The sequence below is a fragment of the Bradyrhizobium sp. 2S1 genome (assembly GCF_011516625.5).
Taxonomy (GTDB): Bacteria; Pseudomonadota; Alphaproteobacteria; order Rhizobiales; family Xanthobacteraceae; genus Bradyrhizobium; species Bradyrhizobium septentrionale.
Window position 1 is genome coordinate 3,422,989 of sequence record NZ_CP147717.1, and the last position, 20,976, is coordinate 3,443,964.

Annotated in this window: 20 protein-coding genes and 1 pseudogene; 12 read left to right on the forward strand and 9 right to left on the reverse strand. The window is 65.2% G+C overall.

Annotated elements, in window-relative coordinates:
* Positions 1 to 3: 3 nt before the first annotated feature.
* Positions 4 to 447 (reverse strand): MarR family winged helix-turn-helix transcriptional regulator, encoded by a 444-nt coding sequence (locus HAP54_RS16140; protein WP_016847408.1) that lies wholly within the window; start codon positions 445 to 447, stop codon positions 4 to 6.
* 178 nt (positions 448 to 625) lie between these two features.
* Between HAP54_RS16140 and HAP54_RS16145 the strand changes: the two genes are divergently transcribed.
* The 9 genes and pseudogenes from HAP54_RS16145 (at position 626) to HAP54_RS16185 (ending at position 9,695) form a co-directional block, all read left to right on the forward strand.
* Positions 626 to 1,807: a substrate-binding domain-containing protein gene (locus HAP54_RS16145; protein WP_166301583.1), complete on the forward strand. Its 1,182-nt coding sequence runs from the start codon at positions 626 to 628 to the stop codon at positions 1,805 to 1,807.
* A gap of 90 nt (positions 1,808 to 1,897) precedes the next feature.
* Complete coding sequence (locus HAP54_RS16150) at positions 1,898 to 3,061, forward strand: substrate-binding domain-containing protein (protein ID WP_166301585.1); 1,164 nt, start codon at positions 1,898 to 1,900, stop codon at positions 3,059 to 3,061.
* A gap of 160 nt (positions 3,062 to 3,221) precedes the next feature.
* The gene (locus HAP54_RS16155; protein ID WP_166301588.1) at positions 3,222 to 4,736 is read left to right on the forward strand and encodes an amidase; all 1,515 of its coding nucleotides are present in this window, start codon (positions 3,222 to 3,224) and stop codon (positions 4,734 to 4,736) included.
* A gap of 42 nt (positions 4,737 to 4,778) precedes the next feature.
* A complete protein-coding gene (locus HAP54_RS16160) occupies positions 4,779 to 5,636 on the forward strand; it encodes a branched-chain amino acid ABC transporter permease (protein ID WP_166301591.1) in 858 nt (285 codons plus the stop codon).
* A 4-nt stretch (positions 5,637 to 5,640) separates the two neighbouring features.
* Positions 5,641 to 6,861 (forward strand): substrate-binding protein, encoded by a 1,221-nt coding sequence (locus HAP54_RS16165; protein ID WP_166301594.1) that lies wholly within the window; start codon positions 5,641 to 5,643, stop codon positions 6,859 to 6,861.
* A 7-nt stretch (positions 6,862 to 6,868) separates the two neighbouring features.
* The gene (locus HAP54_RS16170; RefSeq protein WP_224741910.1) at positions 6,869 to 7,987 is read left to right on the forward strand and encodes a branched-chain amino acid ABC transporter permease; all 1,119 of its coding nucleotides are present in this window, start codon (positions 6,869 to 6,871) and stop codon (positions 7,985 to 7,987) included.
* Positions 7,974 to 8,707 (forward strand): annotated as a pseudogene (locus tag HAP54_RS16175) (ABC transporter ATP-binding protein). Before HAP54_RS16170 ends, HAP54_RS16175 begins: the two are co-directional and overlap by 14 nt.
* Positions 8,700 to 9,401: an ABC transporter ATP-binding protein gene (locus HAP54_RS16180; RefSeq protein WP_166301600.1), complete on the forward strand. Its 702-nt coding sequence runs from the start codon at positions 8,700 to 8,702 to the stop codon at positions 9,399 to 9,401. The pseudogene HAP54_RS16175 and the gene HAP54_RS16180 overlap by 8 nt, the downstream one beginning before the upstream one ends.
* Before the next feature lie 63 nt (positions 9,402 to 9,464).
* Positions 9,465 to 9,695: a hypothetical protein gene (locus tag HAP54_RS16185; protein ID WP_166301603.1), complete on the forward strand. Its 231-nt coding sequence runs from the start codon at positions 9,465 to 9,467 to the stop codon at positions 9,693 to 9,695.
* 39 nt (positions 9,696 to 9,734) lie between these two features.
* On the opposite strand, the gene HAP54_RS16190 is transcribed toward HAP54_RS16185, so the two are convergent.
* The 6 genes from HAP54_RS16190 to HAP54_RS16215 all read right to left on the reverse strand — a co-directional run bounded on the left by HAP54_RS16190 (position 9,735) and on the right by HAP54_RS16215 (position 16,696).
* Positions 9,735 to 10,130 (reverse strand): nuclear transport factor 2 family protein, encoded by a 396-nt coding sequence (locus tag HAP54_RS16190; RefSeq protein WP_166301606.1) that lies wholly within the window; start codon positions 10,128 to 10,130, stop codon positions 9,735 to 9,737.
* A gap of 990 nt (positions 10,131 to 11,120) precedes the next feature.
* On the reverse strand, positions 11,121 to 12,596 hold the full coding sequence (locus HAP54_RS16195) for a L,D-transpeptidase family protein (RefSeq protein WP_166301609.1): 1,476 nt from the start codon (positions 12,594 to 12,596) through the stop codon (positions 11,121 to 11,123).
* A gap of 229 nt (positions 12,597 to 12,825) precedes the next feature.
* Complete coding sequence (locus HAP54_RS16200; protein WP_029079586.1) at positions 12,826 to 13,788, reverse strand: acetyl-CoA carboxylase carboxyltransferase subunit alpha; 963 nt, start codon at positions 13,786 to 13,788, stop codon at positions 12,826 to 12,828.
* Between the two features lie 537 nt (positions 13,789 to 14,325).
* Complete coding sequence (locus tag HAP54_RS16205) at positions 14,326 to 15,360, reverse strand: IS110 family transposase (RefSeq protein WP_166294930.1); 1,035 nt, start codon at positions 15,358 to 15,360, stop codon at positions 14,326 to 14,328.
* Between the two features lie 164 nt (positions 15,361 to 15,524).
* Entirely contained in the window at positions 15,525 to 16,532 is a 1,008-nt protein-coding gene (gene xerD, locus HAP54_RS16210) for a site-specific tyrosine recombinase XerD (protein ID WP_166301612.1), read from the reverse strand.
* A 17-nt stretch (positions 16,533 to 16,549) separates the two neighbouring features.
* On the reverse strand, positions 16,550 to 16,696 hold the full coding sequence (locus HAP54_RS16215; RefSeq protein ID WP_166301615.1) for a histidine kinase: 147 nt from the start codon (positions 16,694 to 16,696) through the stop codon (positions 16,550 to 16,552).
* Between the two features lie 144 nt (positions 16,697 to 16,840).
* Between HAP54_RS16215 and HAP54_RS16220 the strand changes: the two genes are divergently transcribed.
* Genes HAP54_RS16220 through HAP54_RS16230 form a run of 3 tightly spaced genes read left to right on the forward strand, consistent with a single transcriptional unit; the run spans position 16,841 to position 19,936 of the window.
* Positions 16,841 to 17,473 (forward strand): shikimate kinase, encoded by a 633-nt coding sequence (locus tag HAP54_RS16220; protein ID WP_029079588.1) that lies wholly within the window; start codon positions 16,841 to 16,843, stop codon positions 17,471 to 17,473.
* Complete coding sequence (aroB, locus tag HAP54_RS16225; RefSeq protein ID WP_166301618.1) at positions 17,470 to 18,612, forward strand: 3-dehydroquinate synthase; 1,143 nt, start codon at positions 17,470 to 17,472, stop codon at positions 18,610 to 18,612. Before HAP54_RS16220 ends, aroB begins: the two co-directional genes overlap by 4 nt.
* 16 nt (positions 18,613 to 18,628) lie before the next feature.
* A complete protein-coding gene (locus HAP54_RS16230) occupies positions 18,629 to 19,936 on the forward strand; it encodes an HlyC/CorC family transporter (protein ID WP_166301621.1) in 1,308 nt (435 codons plus the stop codon).
* A 147-nt stretch (positions 19,937 to 20,083) separates the two neighbouring features.
* On the opposite strand, the gene HAP54_RS16235 is transcribed toward HAP54_RS16230, so the two are convergent.
* Both HAP54_RS16235 and HAP54_RS16240 read right to left on the reverse strand, forming a co-directional pair.
* A complete protein-coding gene (locus HAP54_RS16235; RefSeq protein ID WP_166301624.1) occupies positions 20,084 to 20,533 on the reverse strand; it encodes a hypothetical protein in 450 nt (149 codons plus the stop codon).
* Positions 20,534 to 20,658: 125 nt separating this feature from the next.
* Positions 20,659 to 20,934: a BolA family protein gene (locus tag HAP54_RS16240; RefSeq protein ID WP_166301627.1), complete on the reverse strand. Its 276-nt coding sequence runs from the start codon at positions 20,932 to 20,934 to the stop codon at positions 20,659 to 20,661.
* Between the last annotated feature and the right edge of the window lie 42 nt (positions 20,935 to 20,976).

Sequence of the window (20,976 nt, forward strand, 5' to 3'; positions counted from 1 at the left end):
GCGTCAGTTGGCGCTGCCGATCAGGCTTTCCAGCAGGCGCTTGAGCTCGGTGGTCGACTTGTCGCCATAGCTCTCGACGATGTGCTCTTCTTGGCTCACCGCGAGCGAGTTCAGCCGCCGGCACAGCGCCTTGCCACGGTCTGAGACGAACATCAGCACCTTCCGGCGATCCTTGGGATCCTGCACGCGATAGACCAGGGCGTCCGACACCATGCGGTCGATCATCTTGGTTAGCGTCGGATGGTTGAGCAGCACCGCGTCGGCAAGCTCGCCCATCGAGTGGCCGTTGCCGTCGGACAGAACTTTAAGGATGCGCCACTGCTCGACCGGCACGCCTTCCTTGGCGAGCCGCGTCTCCAACTGCCGGTTGATCTCCCGGTTGGCCTGCGCCAGCAGGTAGGCGAGATGTTCGGTGATCGGGGAATTTTCTTTCGGCGGTTTAGCCACGGCGTGAGACCTGGTTCCTGACCCGGTGAATGAATGTCCGGCAACGCATGCCGTTTCTATATGCACTTCAATTGTTGAATATTCAATATTTTCCCCTAGAATATTCCCCCAACCAAGGGGCGGATGCCGCGACCGCCCGCTGGCTGCGTTGCGTACTGCTTCCCAGACAGGAGTTGGCGTGCTCTCGACGGTCTCTTTCCAGGCGTATGGCGGCTTGCCCGTCGCGCCGCCGCACCTGTTTCGCAGCCCGTCATCCAGCGCGGCCGATCTTGCTTTGACCGTTCGGCCGGGCTCCTCGCGCCGGCGCGGCACCGACGGCAAGCTCAGAATCGGCAATTTCATCACCTTCTCGGGCGCGCCCGGGATTTGGGGACCGATCTCGGCCAACAGTGTCATGCTGGCGATCGCCGAGATCAACAAGCGCGGCGGCATCCGCGGCCGCGAGGTCGAATTGTCGATGTACGACGCCGGCGGTCCGATCGAGGACGTGGTGCGCCGCGCCGAGCGCGCGATCGCCTTCGACGAGATCGACGTCATCATGGGCTCGCATATCAGCGCCGTCCGCCTCGCGCTGCGCAAGGTCACACGCGGCCGCATCCCCTATGTCTACACGCCGGTCTATGAGGGCGGCGAGCGGACGCACGGCGTGATGGCGATCGGCGAGACGCCGCGCGCCGAAAGCCGGCCGGCGATCCACTGGCTCACCGAGGTCAAGAAGGCGCAGCGCTGGTACCTGATCGGCAGCGACTATGTCTGGCCCTGGCAGTCGCATCGCGCGGTGAAGCGTTACATCAAGGAAGCCGGCGGCCAGGTGGTCGGTGAGGAATTCGTTCCGCTCGGCGAGGACAATCACGAGCCGCATCTGGCGCGGATCCGCGCCGCCAGGCCTGACGTCGTGCTGATCACCCTGATCGGGACCGACAGCATCACCTTCAACCGCGCCTTTGCCGATGCCGGGCTCGCCGCCACCACGCTGCGCTATGCGGGCGCGATGGACGAGACCGTGATGCTCGGCATCGGCCCTGACGCGACCGAGAACCTGTTCTGCGCCTCCGGTTATTTCGGCTGCGTCGATTCGCGCGCCAATGACGACTTCCGGACCAGCTACCGTGCGATGTTCGGGGCGCACGCGCCGCCGATCGGCTCGGTCGGGCAGTCCAATTACGAGGGCATGCGCTTCCTCGAGGCGGCGGCCAGCCGCGCCCGCTCGCTGTCGCTGGGGCCCTTGCTCGCCGCCGGGCGCAACCTCGTCTACAGCGGCGCGCGCGGCACGGTGACCATTCGCGACGGCCGCGCCGAAATGCCGATCTATCTTGCCGAAGCCGACGGTCTCGACTTCAATGTGATCAAGACGATCTAGAATGGTACCGTCGCCGGTGAGGGCGATGCCGCGCTCGCCGCGGCGGGCCGGTGCCAGACAGGAGCAGGTGTGCATTCGACGCCCAGTGTCATGGCCTATGGCCGCCTCCCGTTCCCGCCATCCCTGCTGTTCAGGAACCTGGCGTCGGCGTCCGATCGGGTATTTTCGCCGATGGATCGCGGTGGTTTCGGTCCGCGCGGTGCGCGGAACCGGCTGCGGATCGGCGGCTTCGTCTGCTGCACCGGCTCGCCCGGGATGTGGGGTCCAGCTGCCACCTCGATCGCGCAGCTTGCGGTCGCCGACATCAACCGGCGCGGCGGCATCCTCGGCCGCGAGATCGAGTTCTCGGTCTACGACGCCGGCGGGCCGCTCGACGACGTGCTCGACCGCGCCGAGCAGGCGATCGCGTCCGACGAAGTCGATCTCATCATGGGCTTGCACACCAGTGCGGTGCGGGTCGCGTTGCGCGACCTCATCACAAGCAGCCGGATCCCCTACATCTACACGCCGGTCTATGAAGGCGGCGAGCGGACGCCGGGCGTCATCGCGATCGGCGAGACGCCGCGCTGGCAGAGCCGGCCGTCGATCCACTGGCTGGCCGAGGCGAAGCGCGCCTCGCGCTGGTACCTGATCGGCAGCGATTATGTCTGGCCGTGGCAGTCGCATCGCGCGGTGAAGCGCTACATCAAGGAGACCGGCGGCGAGGTTGTCGGCGAGGAGTTCGTGCCGGTCGGCGAGGACAATCACGAGGCGCATCTGGCGCGCATCCGTGCGGCGAAGCCCGATGTGGTGCTGATCTCGCTGATCGGCACCGACAGCGTGACCTTCAACCGCGCCTTCGCCGATGCCGGGCTCGCCGCCACCACGTTGCGCTTTGCCACCTGTTTCGACGAAACGGCGCTGCTCGGCATCGGCGCCGACAAGACCGAGAACCTGTTCTGCGCCTCCGGCTATTTCCCCGGCGTCGGCTCGCAGGCCGGCGACGATTTCAGGGACCGCTATCGCGCGATGTTCGGTCCGTTCGCGCCGCCGGTCGGGTCGTGCAGCGAGTCCGCCTATGAAGGATTCTGCCTGCTCGAGGCGGCCGCCAGCCGCGCCGGCACGCTGGAGATGCGGCCGCTGCTCGCGGCAGCTGATAACCCCGTCTATCGCGGCCCGCGCGGGCCCGTGACGGTTCGCAGTGGCCATGCCAGGATGCCGATGTATCTTGCCGAAGCCGACGGCCTCGACTTCAGGGTGGTCAGGGCGATCTGAGGCGGGGTGCGGCAGCCTCGTCAGACAGTTTTGCGAAATAATACTTTAAAAGGAAAATATTTCCGTTTTGAATACAGCGACGGGGTGAGCAGTTCGCGTGCCAACGCGACGCTGCTGCCCTTGGATCAATTCCAAAGATCAAAAGCTTCAGGAGAGCGCCGTGACCGTCGTCCTTCCCACGCCAACGCAACTTCGTGCCGTCGCTGAGCAGTGTGGCCTGTCCCTGACCGATGAGGACGTGGGCTCGTTCCGCGGCCTGATGCAGGGCTCGATCGACGCCTACAACGTCGTGGCCGCGATGCCGGACGAACTGCCGGTGGTGAAATATCCGCGCACGCCGGGCTATCGCCCGAGCCCGGAGGAAAACCCGCGCAACGCCTGGTACCGCAAGTCGACCGTGAAGGGCGCGAGTTCCGGCAAGCTCAAGGGCAAGACGGTGGCGCTGAAGGACAATATCATGCTGGCCGGCGTGCCGATGACCAACGGTTCGTCGACGCTGGAAGGCTATATGCCCGATTTCGACGCCACCATCGTCACGCGCATGCTCGACGCCGGCGCCGAGATCGCCGGCAAGGTGCACTGCGAACATTTCTGCCTGTCCGGCGGCAGCCACACCGGCTCCTACGGGCCGGTGCACAATCCGCACAAGATGGGCTATTCGGCCGGCGGCTCGTCGTCGGGTTCCGGCGTCGTGGTCGCGCTCGGCGAGGTCGACATGGCGATCGGCGGCGACCAGGGCGGCTCGATCCGCATGCCGTCCTCGTTCTGCGGCACCTACGGCATGAAGCCGACCTGGGGCCTCGTGCCCTATACCGGCATCATGCCGATCGAGATCTACGTCGACCACACCGGCCCGATGACCGCGACGGTGGAAGACAATGCGCTGCTGCTGGAAGTGATCGCCGGCGACGACGGCTACGACCCGCGCATCAAGGCGCCGAAGGTCGAGCAATACACCAAGGCGTTGGGGGCCGGCGTCAAGGGCATGAAGATCGGCATCCTCAAGGAAGGCTTTGAGCAGCCGACCGCCGAGGCCGCGGTCAACGAAAGCGTCCGCGAGGCGGCCAAGCGCTTCAAGGATCTCGGCGCGTCGGTCGAGACCGTGTCGATCCCGATGCACATGGCCGGCGGCGCGATCTGGACCCCGATCGGCACCGAAGGCCTGACCCAGACCATGATGTTCGGCGACGGCTACGGCCTCAGCCGCTCCGACCTCTATTCGACCTCGCTGATGGATTTCCATCGCGGCTGGCGCCGTCAGGCGGATTCCCTGTCCGAGACCACGAAGCTGTTCATGATGCTCGGCACCTACATCAACAACAGTTTCGGTCCGCGCTTCTACGGCAAGGCGCTCAACATCTCCCGCCGGCTGGCCGCGGCCTACGACAGGGCGTTCAAGGACTACGATCTGCTGCTGATGCCGACCACGCCGATGAAGGCGACGAAGTTGCCCGAGGCCAATGCCAGCCGCGAGGAATATGTCGCCCGCGCGCTCGAGATGATCTCCAACACCGCGCCGTTCGACATCACCCATCACCCGGCGATGTCGCTGCCCTGCGGCATGGTCGACGGGCTGCCGGTCGGCCTGATGCTGGTCGGCCGGATGTTCGAGGAGCAGACCATCTACCGCGCCGCGCACGCCTTCGAGCAGGCCGGCGACTGGAAGAAGATGTGAGGCGCCGCTTGTCGCAGACGCACAGGGTACGGATCGGACGCCATGGCCACTAGCTTCGCCGCGGCGTTCGAGATCATCAGCTTCGGCGCGATCATCGTCCTGGTCGTGCTCGGGCTCGGCATCATCGCCAGCATGATGGGCATCTTCAACTTCGCGCAGGGCGAATTCGTCCTGCTCGGAGCCTATGTGACCTATCTGGCCTACGCCCACGGGGCGTCGGTCTGGGCCGGCATGATCGCCGCGCCCTTTGTGGTCGGTGCGCTCGGCTTCGTGCTGGAGGCGCTGATCATCCGGCGGTTCTATGCGGCGCCGATCGTGGCGATGCTTGGCACCTATGCGCTTGGTCTGATCATCCGCGAAAGCGTGCGCGGCCTGATCGGCGGCTTCTATCTCACGGTGCCGGAGCCGATCGGCGGTTCGATCGACCTCGGCTCGATCCACATCTCGGCCTGGCGCTTCACCATCATTGTGATCACGCTCCTGGTGATGGGCGGCTGCTATCTCTTGCTGGCGCGCACCAGCTTCGGGCTGCGGGTCCGCGCCACGTTGGAGAACCCGGCGCTGGCGCGCGCCTCGGGCATCTCGACGCCCCTGATCTACGGCGCGACCTTCGCGTTCGGCGCGGCGCTGGCCGGGCTTGCCGGCGCGCTGATCGTGCCGGTGTTCAGCCTCTTTGCCGATCTCGGCATACGATTCCTGATCCAGGGTTTCGTCGCCGTGATGGTCGGCGGGGTCGGCTCCTTCATCGGTCCGGTCGCCGGCGCCGGTCTGATCGGCACGCTCAGCGCGGCGCTGCCATGGGTGATGTCGCCCGTCGTCGCCGACGTCCTCGTCTTCGTGCTCGCGATTGCCTTCATCAAATTTCGGCCGCAGGGCCTCATTGCTGGAAAAGGGGTTTAGACAGATGTCCATCGACCGCACCAATCTCACGCGCCGCCGCTTCATGGGCAACTTTGCCTTCGCGACCGGCGCGCTCGCAACCGGCGTCGGCAGCTGGGTGGTCAGGCCCGACTGGGCCAACGCCGCCGACGGCCCGATCAAGGTCGGCATCGCGACCGATTTGACCGGCCCGATCGCCTATGCCGGCAACGCCGACGCCAACGTCGCCAAGATGGTGATCAAGGAGATCAACGCCGGCGGCGGCCTGCTTGGCCGGCCGCTCGAGCTCTATATCGAGGACACCGCCTCGAACGAATCGGTCGCGGTCGACAATGTCCGCAAGCTGATCCAGCGCGACAAGGTCGACATGGTGCTGGGCGGCATCACCTCGTCGATGCGCAACGCGATCAAGGATCCGATCGTGGCGCGCGGCAAGACGCTCTACATCTATCCGCAGCTCTACGAGGGCAAGGAGTGCACGCCCTATCTGTTCTGCACCGGGCCGACGCCGGCGCAGCAATGCGACGAGTTCATTCCCTGGCTGATCAAGAACGGCGGCAAGAAGTTCGCGCTGCCGAGCGCCAACTACGTCTGGCCGCATACGCTGAACGTCTACGCCCGCAAGGTGATCGAACAGAACGGCGGCGAGGTCGTGTTCGAGGAATACTACCCGCTCGACCAGGTCGACTTCTCGTCGACCGTCAACCGCATCGTCTCCAACAAGGTCGATGTCGTCTTCAACACCGTGATCCCGCCGGGCGTCGGCCCGTTCTTCAAGCAGCTCTATGAAGCCGGCTTCCTGAAGAATGGCGGGCGGCTCGCCTGCGTCTACTATGACGAGAACACGCTCAACATCAATCAGGCCAACGAGATCGAGGGGCTGGCGAGTTGCCTCGACTATTTCAAGGTGCTGACCAAGGACGATCCGTTCAACGCCAAGCTCCAGGCGGCCTATGATAAGGAGTTTCCCGGCAACATCCTGTTCGCCGCCGGCAGCGCCGCGACCGGAACCTATCGCGGCCTCAAGCTGTGGGAAGCGGCGGTCAAGGAAGCCGGCAAGGTCGACCGCGATTCGGTCGCGGCCGCCCTCGACCACGCCAAGATCGCCGAAGGGCCCGGCGGCCCCGCCGAGATGGTTCCCGGCAAGCGTCACTGCAAGATGAAAATGTACACGGCTGTTGCCAAAGGCGGGAACTATGAGATCGTGGCGCGCAGCAACGGTCTCGTTGATCCCAAGGAATGCTGAGCGATCGATGAGTAGAGCAAAGCAGGCCGTCGCACGCCTCGGCGAGGAGCCAGATGTCGTGACGGGTGAGGGTGCACCGGCCGCAGGCGCGCCGCCGGGACAGGCATCGGCAGGATGGAAGGTCCTGCCGATCGTGGAAGGGCTGGTGCTTTTGATCGCACTGGTCCTGCCGTGGGTGCTTCAGGATTATCTCACGGTGTTCGCCACCCGCGTGGTGATCCTTGCGCTGTTCGCGCTGTCGTTCGACCTGGTGTGGGGCTATGCCGGCATCATGAGCTTCGGCCAGGCGCTGTTCTTTGGTGCCGCCGGCTACGGCGTGGCGCTGACGGCGCGCGACCTCAACGTCACGTCGATCCTGCTGATCCTGCCGGCGGGCGCGCTGATTGGGCTCACCGCGTCGCTGCTGCTCGGCGGCTTCCTCCTGCTCGGACGCTATCCCTCGAGCGTGATCTTCGTCTCGCTCGGCACCCTGACCGGCTCCTATGCCGCGGACCGGCTGGCGCGCGGCTGGTACTATCTCGGCGGCCAGAACGGCATCCCGTCGATCCCGCCTCTCACACTCGGCAGCTACGAGTTCGAGGAGGGGCCGGTCTACTACTACATGGTGCTCGGCATCCTGGTCGTCGTCTACCTGCTCAGCCGCTTCCTGGTCCGTTCGCAATTCGGGCTGGCGCTGGCGGGCCTGCGCGAGAACGAGCAGCGCATCGCCTTCTTCGGCTACAAGGCGCAGCACCTGAAGGCGATCATCTTCGCGGTCGGCGGCACCATCGCCGGTCTGGCCGGCAGCCTCTATGCCTTCCACGAGGGGTTCGTCTGGCCCAACATGCTGGGCGTCGTGTTCTCGACCCAGGTCGTGCTTTACGTCTTGTTCGGTGGCTCCGGCACGCTGATCGGCGCCGTGATCGGCACCGTGATCATCGAGGGCGTCAGCTTCTGGCTGTCGGACAATTACCGCGACGTCTGGCCGATCATCCTCGGCGTGCTGCTACTGCTCGTGATCATGTTCCGTCCGCTCGGGCTGATCTCCTTCGTGCTCGGCGAGCGCGAGCGGGTCGGCAGTTTCGGCAAAGGGCCAAGCAAGGGACCAAACAAGGCGCCAAAGGAGACCGGCAATGCCGCTCCTTGAGGCGTCAGGCATCAGCAAGGTGTACGGCAAGCTCACCGCGCTGGACGGCGCAGGCTTGACCGTCGGCGAGAACGAGTTTCACGGCCTGATCGGCCCCAACGGCTCGGGCAAGAGCACGCTGATGAAATGCGTCGCCGGCGCCGAGGTGCCGACCACGGGCAAGGTCTCCTTCATCAACACCGACATCACCGCGTTCACGCCGACCGAGCGCGCCCGCGCCGGCATGAGCCTGAATTCCAGATCACCTCGGTGCTGCCGACGCTGACGCTGTACGACAACATCCTGCTGGCGCTGCAGGCGCAGTCCTCGCTGTTCGATCTGGTGCTCTCGCGCACCCGCAAGAGCCTGCACGATCAGGTGATGACGATGCTGACCCAGTTCCGTCTCGCCGATCGCGCGCATGACGCGGCCGCGGCGCTGTCGCACGGCCAGCAGCAATGGCTCGAGATCGCGATGGCGCTCGCCGGCAAGCCGCGGCTGTTGCTGCTGGATGAGCCGACCGGCGGCATGAGCCTCGAGGAGCGCCGCGTCACCGGCGAGCTGTTGCAGCCGATCAAGCAGCATTGCTCGCTCGTCATCGTCGAAGACGACCTCGATTTCATCCGCGACATCTGCGACCGCCTCACCGTGCTCGACCAGGGCAAGGTGCTGGCGTCGGGCACCGTCGCGGAAATCCAGGCCAACAAGAGCGTCCAGGAGATTTATCTTCGCCGTGCCTGACCAGTCCTTCCTCGATATCAGGCATCTCGATGCCGGTTATGGCCGCAGCCAGGTTCTGTTCGATGTCAACATCGGCATTCCCTGGCGCGGCGGCGTCGCGGTGCTCGGCCGCAACGGCGCCGGCAAGACCACGCTGATGAAGACCATCGTCGGCGAGCTCGCGAGCTCGCAGGGCGAATTGTTCTTCGACGGCCGCGACATCACGCGGCGCCGCACCGAGGAGCGGGTGCGCTCCGGCATCGGCTATGTGCCGCAGGAGCATTCGGTGTTCGCCCGCCTGTCGGTGCGCGACAACCTCGCGGTCGGCTCGCTGACCAATTCGGATGCCAGCGCGGTCGATCGCGTGCTCGCGATCTTCCCGAAGCTCGGCCAGCGGCTCGACCAGCCGGCCGGCACGCTGTCCGGCGGCGAGCGCAAGATGCTGGCGATCGGCCGCGCCATGCTCGGCAATCCAAAACTGCTGCTGCTGGACGAGCCGACCGAAGGCGTCTGGATCGGCGTGATCGAGGAGATCACCGAGCGGCTGATCGAACTCGCCAAGAGCATTTCGGTCGTGATCGTCGAGCAGCATCTCGACCTCGCGCTGCGCGTCGCCGATTATGCCTATGTGCTGGACCGCGGCCGCGTCGCGCTGCAGGGCGGGGCGGGCGAGGTGCGCAACGATCCGGAATTGCTGCGGTATCTGGCGCCGTAGAATCCGTGGTTCCACAGGAACGAACGGCTCCGGCTGCCGTTGGGCAGCGGGAGGAGTTCATCCATGCGTTATCTTTCGATCGTAATCCTTAGTGCTGTTGCCATGATGAGCAGCGGCGTCGCGCTGGCGCAGCATTCCGGCACCAAGGCGGAACAGAATGCGTGCTCGCGCGATGCGCAGCGCTTCTGCCGCAAGGACCTCGGCAATGACGGAGCCGTGCAAAACTGTCTGCAGATGAAGCGGGCCAGCCTGAGCTCAAGCTGCAAGAAGGTCTTTGAAAGCCACGGCATGTAGCGATCACCGGCCGGTGCGGTCGCAAATGTCCTTGCCAGGTTAGTGCGACGGTGCTCCGCCGACGTGCTCGACAAGGTGTGCGCGTGAGGGCGACGGCTCAAACCGGTCGGCGAAATACTGCGTTTCGTGCACGACCTGGCCGTCGCGGAATTCCATGATGCTCACCGTATAGGACGGGATGCCGTCATAGGTCAGCACGAATTCGGTGACCCAGAGGTCACCGCCGCCGATCATGCGCTGGATCGTGAAGCGCTTCCTGTTCGGCTGCACCGTGCGGCTCTCCTGAATGTTGCGCCGGCCCCGGATCCGCTCGCCCGATTGCGGATAATCGAGCACTGCATCCTCGTGGTAGATCTCATGCTCGCGCGCGAAATCGCTCGCGTCCGACGCCTCCCAATGGCGCTGCAGCGCAGCCCGCACGGCTCGATCATCCATCGCTACCTCCCGGCTGTGCCTCGTGCCGCATCTCACGATCGTTGCCGCGTGATTGGCAAGAGGAATGTGGTGGCGGGCGGCGATGATGCGAGGCCAATCGCCGCCTCCTTCGTCATTCCGGGGCTCGCGAAGCGAAAACCCGGAATGACTATTAGGTGAGCACGCGGCGCGGGCTCCCTCCCCCGCATCCGCCTTCGCCAAGAGTCTTCGGCGGACAAGAGGGGGGAGGGAACCCTTCTGCCGGTGGCTCCCTCACGCGCCAATCACTGGGTTGCCCGACGGCGCAAGCCCATCGCGAAAAAATACTTCGCTTTATCAGAAATTAAACTCGATGTATGGTCTGCCCGTCTCACCCGATCGACGGGCGCTGCGCATCGTCACGGGCGCTGCGCATCGTCACGGGTGTTGTGGTGAGATGCGGTGGACGCTGATGTCACAACTGACGAACGTGACTGAAGCGGACGGTGAAGTCGTGTGGTCCTGACGCCCTAGTGGCAGGTGTCCTCTCGCAAGACGCGCAAGCGTTTTCGCGAAGACGGTAACAAGCAAGCCTAGTCTCGCCGGGGAGAGCACGAAGTAAGCCGTAACCCATCGCGCAGGGAAAGCCGGGATGTTCCCGGTTACACCTGTGGTCCTACCCCCGTGCTTTCTACCTTTGCACGGGGCCCATGGGTGCGATCGTCGCCCGGCTTTCCCTGCGCCCTCTGTTCAAGAGAGGGCGGAACGAAAAGCACGACTCGGACAAATCATGTCGCGAGAATGCGGATGTGTGAGCCATGTGTGAGCCACAAGTGGCGCAACAAATTCGGTGTCGTCCCGGCGCAGGCCGGGACCCATAGCCACCGAAGGTGATTGTTGCGACGCTGGGGCCACAGCTTTCCTCACCAACTCAATCCTGTGGTTATGGGTCCCGGCCTGCGCCGGGACGACACTGTCTTGTCTGGAAAGTTGATCGGTACCGACCAGCGTCGCGACGCAGTCGCGCCGCGCTTACTTCACCGCCGAGAAGCGGGTGTCGAACGAGTTCGACTGCACCACCGGCGCGGAGCCGGCGAGCTGGGCGCCGGTGGCTGCGGGGGCCGGCGCGGCTGCGGCAGTGTCGGTGACCGACGGTTTTGGCGCGGGCTTGGCGGCCTGCTTCGGCTCCGCCTTCGGTGCGACGCGAACCACCGATTGCGGCTTGGCCTCGGCGACCTTCGGCTTGGCCGGCGCGGCAGCGACTGCAGCCGGCGGCTTGGCCGCGGCTGCCGGGGTCGCATCAGCGGTGCCGCCGATCCCGACCTTACGGGCAAAGCTGGAGAAGAAGCCTTCGGACTTGTCGGACACGTTGGCCGAAGCAACACGGGTGGTGGGCGATGGCGTGGTCGACGACGTCGTCGCCACGACCGGCTGTTCCTGCTGGACCGCCAGATTGGGCCGCGGCGGATTGACCGTGCCGGGGATCGTGCCGGGCGCGCGTGCCAGCGACATCGACTGCAGCGACTGGCTGTCGCCGCCTTCGGACAGACCGGTGTTTCCTTCCGGAATTTTCGAGGCGAAGATCGCGTTCATGCCGCCGTCGATGCCGGTGTTGAGGCGCGCCACCGGCGTGCCCTTGGAGACGAGCTTGGCGGTCTCGGCGGCGTCCTGCTGCTCCTTCTCGCGCACGGCGCTCGCGATCTCGTCGGGGATCACATAGGCCGGGCACTTCGCGGAGGCATCGAACACCGGATCTCGTGTCGCGTTCGGTGCCTTGACCGCGTCGAACACGTACTTCTTCTCGCAGAAGTCGACCTTCGGCTCGTGCTTCGTCACTTCGAAATGATCATAGCCTTCCTTGATCATCTTCCAGAAAGGCATGTTCGGATTGTTGCGGTGCTTGGCCATGTTCACCGGCGTCATCCGGAACGGGTAGGCCTGCAGCTGGAACGCCTTCTGGCCGCCGAAGAACGACTCGCGGCCGAGCGAATAGATTTCCGCGATCTGCTCGTCGGTCATCGCGTAGCAGCCGCGCGACGAACAGTCGCCATGCACCATCAGCTGCGAGCCGGTGCGGCCGAGCGCCTTGTCGAAGGCGTTGGGATAGCCGGTGTTGAACGACAGGTAATAGGCCGACTGCGGGTTCATCTGGCTCGGGTTGATCGAATAGAACCCCTCGGGCGCCTGGCGGTCGCCTTCGCGGACCTTCGGACCGAGATCGCCCGACCAGCGGCAGATCGGATAGGTCTTGAGCAGCGCCATGCGGCCGGAGCGGTCCTGCTTCCAGACCTCGAGCTCGGCCTCCTGCTTGAACAGGCGGACCAGCATCGGCGACTGCAGATCCATGTCCTTCTCGACCATGGCGGCGAGGAGTTTTGGCGTGACCGGCTGGTTGGCCTTGGCGTTCTGCGCGAGCGAAATCTGGTCGCTGTCACAACCGGCGAGCAAGATACCCGCGGCGAGCACCGCCGAAGTCAGAAGCGCGCGTACGAGCGTGCGATGAGTCAAGTCCGAAGCTCCACACCCACCGGGCGTTATTCGCGACCCCAACACGGCGAATATGCCCTGAAGCCATTGTCTAAAATATTAGCCTTCGACACCCCCAGCTCGCAACCTGAACAGGGCTGACGGCCCTCACGGTAGCAGGCATGGTTCAAGGAACGTTAAAGACCCTGCTCAGGGCCCAATTACGGCAAAATCAGGCGATTTGGACGAAAAATCGGGCGGTTTGGGCGCCTCAGCCGAGCTTGCGGCCGATATCGAGGAACTTCTGGCGCCGCTGTTTGCGAATCGCGTCCGGATCAAGATTTCGTAGGTCGTTGAGCGCCTGGGCGATGGCATCGCCCGTGGTGGTGATCATCGCGGCGGGGTCGCGATGAGCGCCGCCCGAGGGCTCCCTCAGGATCTGGTCGATCACGCCAAAGCGCAGCATGTCCTGTGCGGTGATCTTCATGCTGTTGGCGGCTTCCTGCGCCTTGGTGCCGTCGCGCCACAGGATCGAGGATGCCGCCTCCGGCGAGATCACGCTGTAGATCGCGTGCTCCATCATCAACACGCGGTTCGCCGTGGTGATGGCGATGGCGCCGCCCGACATGCCTTCGCCGGTGACGATCGCGACATTGGGCACGCCGAGCGACAGGCAGGCGTCGGTCGAGCGCGCGATCGCCTCGGCCTGGCCGCGCTCCTCGGCGCCGATGCCGGGATAGGCGCCGGCGGAATCGACGATCGACAGCACCGGGATGCCGAAGCGGTCGGCCATCTCCATCAGGCGCACCGCCTTGCGGTAGCCTTCGGGGCGCGCCATCCCGAAATTGTGCTTGATGCGGCTGTCGGTGGTGGCGCCCTTCTCTTGGCCGACCACGCAGATGCTCTCGCCGCGGAAGCGGCCGAAGCCGCCGATCAGGGCCTCGTCGTTGGCGAATTTGCGGTCGCCGGCCATCGGCGTGAATTCGGTGATCAGGCCGCCGATGAAATCGGTGAAGTGCGGCCGCTGCGGATGCCGCGCCACCAGCGTCTTCTGCCATGGCGTCAGGTTGGCATAGAGCTCGGTGAGCGCCTGCGCCGCCTTGTCCTCGATCCGTGCGACCTCGTCGCCGATGTCGCTGCCGCTTGCGGCAAGCGCACGCAACTCGTCGATCTTGGATTCAAGCTCGGCGACGGGTTTTTCGAAGTCGAGATAGCTGCGCATCGGGTCGGGCATCAACTCAATATAGGGAGGAAGGGTGCGAGGGGCGAAGCGGTTTCGGCGTAGAGAAGAGAAGTTTTGTAACTTCAATCGGTTAACGCGCATCCGGGCAGAATGCACGCTTCGGGATCGCAGGCAGGTGACGCTCTTTCTGCGGAGATGCCGCCGAAGTCAAGACGGATCAGATGACGGTATCGATGTCTCCGGTCCATGTAGCCCGGATGAAGCGAAGCGCAATCCGGGACAAGTCGACCCGCGGGTGGAGCGTCCCCGGATTTCGCTGGCGCTTCATCCGGGCTTCTGTAACGGGCCTTTGTAAGTCAATCCCTTTTTGCGTGATCCACTCGCCGGGCACTTGCTTCTGTACGGGATCGGCGCGAAGGCCGTCGCCTGATGGGGTGCATTGAGGAGCCGGCCGGCCAATCTACGGAAGCGTGGTTGTGAGCCACTTCCCGGATGGCGGCCTGACCGGATCCATCGTCCCGGCGCAGGGACCTCGCTCAGGGAGAGCCTGGTGTCGTGGCCCGCCCAGAACCGATTGCTGCTCCTTGCTTAGGTTGCCGAGGCCTTGGCCATCGGGTTGAACGGTTTGGCGTCGGCGAGCATGCGATGCAGAACGACGGCGAGCTTGCGTGCGAGCGCCACCTTGGCCTTGCGCAGGCCTGCGCGCCGGGCGATCCGCATCGCCCAGCCTTTCAGCGCCGAGCAGTTCCTGACCGGCTTGGTCAGCATGACGTGAGCCGCTTGATAGAGCGCCTCGCGCACGGAGGCATCGCCGATCTTGCTGATGCGGCCGGTATAGTCGGTTTCGCCCGATTGGTACTTCTTCGGGGTGAGGCCAAAATGCGCTCCCGTCGCCTTCGAGGACCGGAAGCGCTTCGGGTCGTCGACCGCCGAGGCGTAGGTAAGCGCCACGATCGGGCCGACGGACGGTGTCGTCATCAGGAGGCGGGCTTGAGGGTGCGACCTGGCGAGCTTTTGGGTGTGCTTATCCAGGCCATTGAACTCGCGCCGCAGCACGGCGTGGGCTTCGAGCAGCGCCTGTGCCACGATCTCAAGTCCGGGATGGCCCGCTACGAGCTCCCGGATGCGTTCGGCGAACGTGCGCTCGGTGGTCGTGCCGACCTTCAGACCGAAGCCGCGGAGCACGCCGCGCAGGCTGTTCTCGATGTCGCGCAGCTTGGACTGCAGCAGCTTGCGTGCCGTCAGAACCGCCCGCGTCTCTTGCGCTTCGATCGACTTGCAGTGCACCGGCCGGAACCAGCCCAGCCGCATCAGTTGCGCGATCCCGCGGGCATCGTTGCGGTCCGACTTCACCGGCATCGCCTTGAAGGCATCGCGGACGTGCCGCGTCTCCAACAGTTCGACTGCCAGGCCCGCATCCCGCATCGCTGCGTAGAGCCATTGCGACAGCGGACCAGCCTCCAGCCCGATCCGTTCCAGCACCAACCCCAGCGACCGCAACCAGGTGATCAAGGCCTCCGGCTCACTCGCAACCCTCGCCTCGCGCAAAATCTTACCTGTCCCATCGACAAGGCAGACGCTCGAGCATTCCAAAGACACGTCGATTCCTGCATAGTGGTACATGGTCGTCCCTTAATGATGCTTGGAGCGGGCTTGCCCGACTCCGTTTATTGACACCATCAGTTTGAGGGACGACCGCCTTCCAACCAACAGGCCGCTCGCGAGCGCGCTTCCAAATCGCGCCGTAGCGAGCGGGCGGCCGGCCCGTTACCCCATCTACGGACGGCTTACGATTTCTCGGCCAGCGGATGCAGGTCGCGGACCAGGCTCTTCAGCCGCTCCTCGACCACATGGGTATAGATCTGGGTGGTCGAGATGTCGGTGTGGCCGAGCAGGGTCTGCACGATGCGCAGATCCGCGCCATTATGCAGCAAATGGCTGGCGAAGGCGTGGCGCAGCACGTGCGGGGAGACCAGCCGCGGCGCCAGTCCGGAGGCGGCGGCGAGCTCCTTGAGGTCGCGGGCAAAATGCTGCCGGGTCAGATGGCCGCTCTCACTGGAGGACGGAAACAGCCATTTCGACGGCGCGGCCTTCTTCGCCTTCGGCTGCATCACCTCGATCGCCGCGAGGTAGTCCGCCATCGCCTGGCGCGAGGCGTCGTTCAGCGGCACCAGCCGCTCCTTGTTGCCCTTGCCGCGCACCACGATCATCCGCGCATCGCGCCGCGCCGCGGAGACCGGCAGCGATACCAGCTCGGAGACGCGCAGGCCGGTGGCGTAGAGCACCTCGAGCAGGCAATAGAGCCGCAGCGCGCGCAGCCGCTGCGCCGGCGAGACGTCGGTCTGGGTCAGCTCCTTGGCGCGGGTCAGCATGCGGTCGACGTCGGCGATCGACAGCACCTTGGGCAGGCCGCGGCCGCGCTTCGGCCCGGACAGGATCGCGGCCGGATCGTCGCCGCGGACCCGCTCGTTGAGCAGGAAACGATAGAGATGCCGCATCGCCGACAGCCGCCGCGCCACGCTCGACGACTTGAAGCCCCTGGTATCGAGGTCGGCAAGGTAGCCGCGCAGCGCCTCGGTGTCGGCGCCGGTGAAATCGGTGCCGGCATGGGCGAGGTAGTCGGAGAAGTCGGTCAGGTCGCGCCGGTAGGCGTCGAGCGTGTTGGCGCCGGCGCCCTGTTCCGCGGCGAGCATGTCGAGGAACAACGCGGTCAGCTTGGCGTCGGAGGACTTCGGCTGAGCAGTCTTGGCCGGAGCCTGTGCGGGGGTCTTGGTGATCTTGGCGGAAGCGGGCATGCCAAGACTCATAGCGCCTATTTCTTGAGGAACTTATCCGGCGGGATGGTCACGGACATTTCCCGCGGCTTCGGGGTCACGAAATTCGCCAGCGCGAAGATGACGCCGTAGCCGATCCCGAAAATCACGGCGACGACCGTCAGGAAGCGGAACAGGCTGGGCATGGAGGCGACTCAGGGAGCGAATTAACCAATGAAATCATCCAACATGTTCCCCGCGCCGTTGCAAGAGTCGCTGGTAACGGTGTCGCCGGGGGTAGTATAGGTGGCTCGAATTCTGAACAATTCGTCCCGATATCCGAGCTTTTTATGTCCGACGCAGCCGTACCGGCGCCCACCCACCCGACCCTGGAGGCCGACATTGCGGCCGCGCTGGGGACGCGGTCGATCGTGCTGGTCGGCATGATGGGGGCCGGCAAGTCGACCATCGGACGGCGGGTGGCGGCGCGGCTCAAGCTGCCGTTCGCCGACGCCGACACCGAGATCGAGGCGGCGGCGAGGATGACGATCCCGGAGATCTTCGAGACCCATGGCGAGCCTTATTTCCGCGACGGCGAGGCGCGGGTGATCGCCCGCATCCTCGACAGCGGCCCGATCGTGCTGGCGACCGGCGGTGGCGCCTTCATGCGCGAGGAGACCCGCAACCGGATTCGCGACCGCGCGATCTCGATCTGGCTCAAGGCCGACAGTGATATCATCATGCGCCGGGTCCGCCGCCGCGCCGATCGTCCGCTGCTGCACACCGCCGACCCCGAGGCGACCGTCAACCGGCTGCTCAGCGAGCGCGAGCCGGTCTACCAAAACGCCGATCTGACGATTGCCTCGCGCGACGTGCCGCACGACCGCATCGTCGACGAATGCCTCGAGGCTCTGCATGCGCATCTGTGCGGCGCGCGCCCGGCCGACGAGCCACCATCTGATGGATTGAACGCGACCTCATGACTGCGCCCGTGAAACATTCCGCCTCCGTTACCGTCGACGTTGCGCTCGGTGACCGCGCCTATGACATCGTCATCGGCCGCGACGTGCTGCAGTCGCTCGGCGAGCGCGTCGCGGCGCTGCGGCCCGGCGTGCGCACCGCCATCGTCACCGACCGCACCGTCGCCAAGCATTGGCTGGAGCCGACCGAAGCCTCGCTCAAAGCTGCAGGCGTGCCGACGTCGCGGATCGTCGTCGAGGAGGGCGAGAGTTCGAAGAGCTATGCCACCCTGACGCAGGTCAGCGAAGCGCTGGTCGCAGCGAAGATCGAGCGCAACGATCTGGTGATCGCGCTCGGCGGCGGCGTGGTCGGCGATCTCGCCGGATTTGCGGCCGCGATCCTGCGCCGCGGCGTCGATTTCGTGCAGGTGCCGACCTCGCTGCTGGCGCAGGTCGATTCCTCCGTCGGCGGCAAGACCGGCATCAACTCGCCGCAGGGCAAGAACCTGATCGGCGCGTTCCACCAGCCGGTGCTGGTGATTGCCGACACGTCGGTGCTCGACACGCTGTCGCCGCGCCAGTTCCGCGCCGGCTACGCCGAGGTCGCGAAATACGGCATTCTCGGCGATGAGGCCTTCTTCGCCTGGCTCGAAAAGAACCACGCCGACATCGTCGCAGGCGGCGCCGGGCGCGAGCACGCGATCGCGACCTCCTGCCGCGCCAAGGCCGCCATCGTCTCCCGCGACGAGCGCGAGACCGGCGAGCGCGCGCTGCTCAATCTCGGCCACACCTTTGGCCACGCGCTGGAAGCCGCGACCGGCTTCTCCGACCGCCTGTTCCATGGCGAGGGCGTCTCGGTCGGCATGGTGCTTGCCGCTGAATTCTCGGCGCAGCTCGGCATGATTTCGTCCGACGATGCTACGCGCATCGCGCGTCATCTGTCCGCGGCAGGATTGCCGACGCGGCTGCAGGATATCGCAGGCTTCACGCAGGAAGGTCTTGCCGACGCCGACGCGCTGCTGGCGCTGATGGCGCAGGACAAGAAGGTCAAGCGCGGCAAGCTCACCTTCATCCTGCTGGAGGCCGTCGGCCGCGCCGTGATCGCCAACAATGTCGAGCCACAGCTGGTGCGCGACTTCCTGCAAGCCAAGCTGAAGGCCTAAACCACGGATCAAGCCAGTGGGCTGGTTAACCTTCTCGATCGTGCTGGTCTGTCTCTTCATCTCCGCGTTCTTCGCGGCGAGCGAGACGGCGCTGACCGGCGCCTCGCGCGCCAGCATGCTGAGGCTGTCGAAACAGGGCAACAGCGATGCCGGCGTGGTCTCGAAGCTGATCAACATGCGCGAGCGCATGATCGGCGCGCTGCTGCTCGGTAACAACATCGCCAATATCGGCGCCTCGGCGCTGGCGACCGGCGTGTTCACCGCCTGGTTCGGCGATGTCGGCGTGCTCTACGCCACCGCGGTCATGACCGTGATGGTCGTGGTGTTCGCCGAGGTGCTGCCCAAGACCATCGCGATCAACGCGCCCGACCGCATCTCGCTGCTGGTCGCGCGGCCGATGCGGCTGACGATCTTCGTGCTGGGGCCGCTGCTCACCATCATCGAGACCATCGTGCTGGCGCTGATGAAGCTGCTCGGCATCAAGGTCGGGACGCATCAGGCGGTGCTTTCGCCGACCGAACGCCTGCGCGGCGCGGTCGATCTCTTGCATCACGAGGGCAAGGTCGAGAAGCAGGACCGCGACATGCTCGGCGGCCTCCTGGATCTGAGCGAGCTGCAGGTCTCCGACGTGATGGTCCACCGCACCGAGATGACCATGGTCAACGCCGACCTGCCGCCCGAGGAGCTGGTGCGCGAGGTGCTGGCCAGCGAATACACCCGCATCCCGCTGTGGCGCGAGAAGCCGGAGAACATCGTCGGCGTGCTCCACGCCAAGGACCTGCTGCGCGCGATCCGCGCCAATGAGGGCGACATGTCGGCGATCGACGCCTCCGCGATCGCGCTGCCGCCGTGGTTCGTGCCGGAGATGCGCCCGGTCTCCGAGCAGCTGAAGGCGTTCCGCCGCCGCAAGACCCACTTCGCCCTCGTGGTCGACGAGTATGGCGAGGTCGAAGGCATGGTGACGCTGGAGGACATCCTGGAGGAGATCGTCGGCGACATCTCCGACGAGCACGACGTCGTTGTCGCCGGTGTCCGTGCGCAGCCGGACGGCTCGGTCGTGGTCGACGGCTCGGTGCCGATCCGCGATCTCAACCGCGCGATGGACTGGCGCCTGCCGGACGAGGAGGCGACCACGGTCGCCGGCCTCGTGATCCATGAGGCGCGCTCGATTCCCGATCGCGGCCAGAGCTTCACCTTCCACGGCTTCCGCTTCCGCGTGCTGCGCCGCGAGCGCAACCGCATCACCGCGCTGCGCATCGTCGCAGTCCCGCGCGAGGCCGAGCACGACGAGAAGAAGCCGAAGCGGGCGGGGACGGCGTTTTAGTTTGAGTTGGCTGGCTGCTAGTCTCGTTACCCTGAGGAGCGCGCAACGCGCGCGTCTCGAAGGGGCGACGGCCCGGCTGGTGGCCGTGCATCCTTCGAGACGCGCTACGCGCTCCTCAGGATGACGGGTCTGATAGGCACGCCAGTGCTACTCGATATCGATCGAGATGCCCGACAGCTTCCAGGCGCCGTCGGAGGCGATGAAGCCGAGTTGATACCTCACCTGCTTGGGCGTGGTGTCGAAATGGCCCTTCAGCCGCAGCACGCCCTTGTCGTCGATCTTGGCGTCCTCATCGAGCACGATCGGCCTGGCGACCACGGCGTCGAACACGGCGTGCTTGTCGACCAGGTCCTTGAAGATCGTCTTCAGCTTGTCGGGCGGAAACTGGTCGCGGAACGGCTTGGAGATTTTGGCGTGGAACACGGAGAAATTATTCGCCGCCACCGCATCGTTGAGCGACACCAGGATGCTCTTGATCAGCACCTCCTGGACGAACGGGCTCGGCATATCCAGCGCCGCGGCCGGGCGGATTGCGCAGATCAGGAGCAGGCCGGCGGCGGTTGCAATCGACCGGAGGCGTGGCCAGCAAGGGATCATCAACGGCCCCACATAGATCGGTGGCGATGCGATACGCTGACCTGCCCGCATATGGTGCAGGTCCGTCGCCGAGTATCCGTCCTCAATAAAGGAAAACTGTGGCGGCGTCTTGAGGCCAGCGCGAACTAGCGCGGCTTTTCCCCGAGGGCGTGTGCATGGATCGCGAGCGCGTGCACCGAGCCGGCGAGTTCCTGCGCCAGCGTCGCATTTATCATGCGATGGCGTTCGATCCGGCTCTTCCCTTCGAAGGCCGGAGACACAATATATACACGGAAATGCGTCTCGCCGCCTGGCCTGTGCCCGGCGTGGCCCTCATGCAGATTTGACTCATCGACCACGTCGAGGCTTTCCGGCAAGAAAGCTTCACGCAACTTGTTTATGATAGTGTCTTTGGTGCTCATGGCGGCGGAGTTAGGTCCGCGACGGCTTTTCGTCAATGGTGC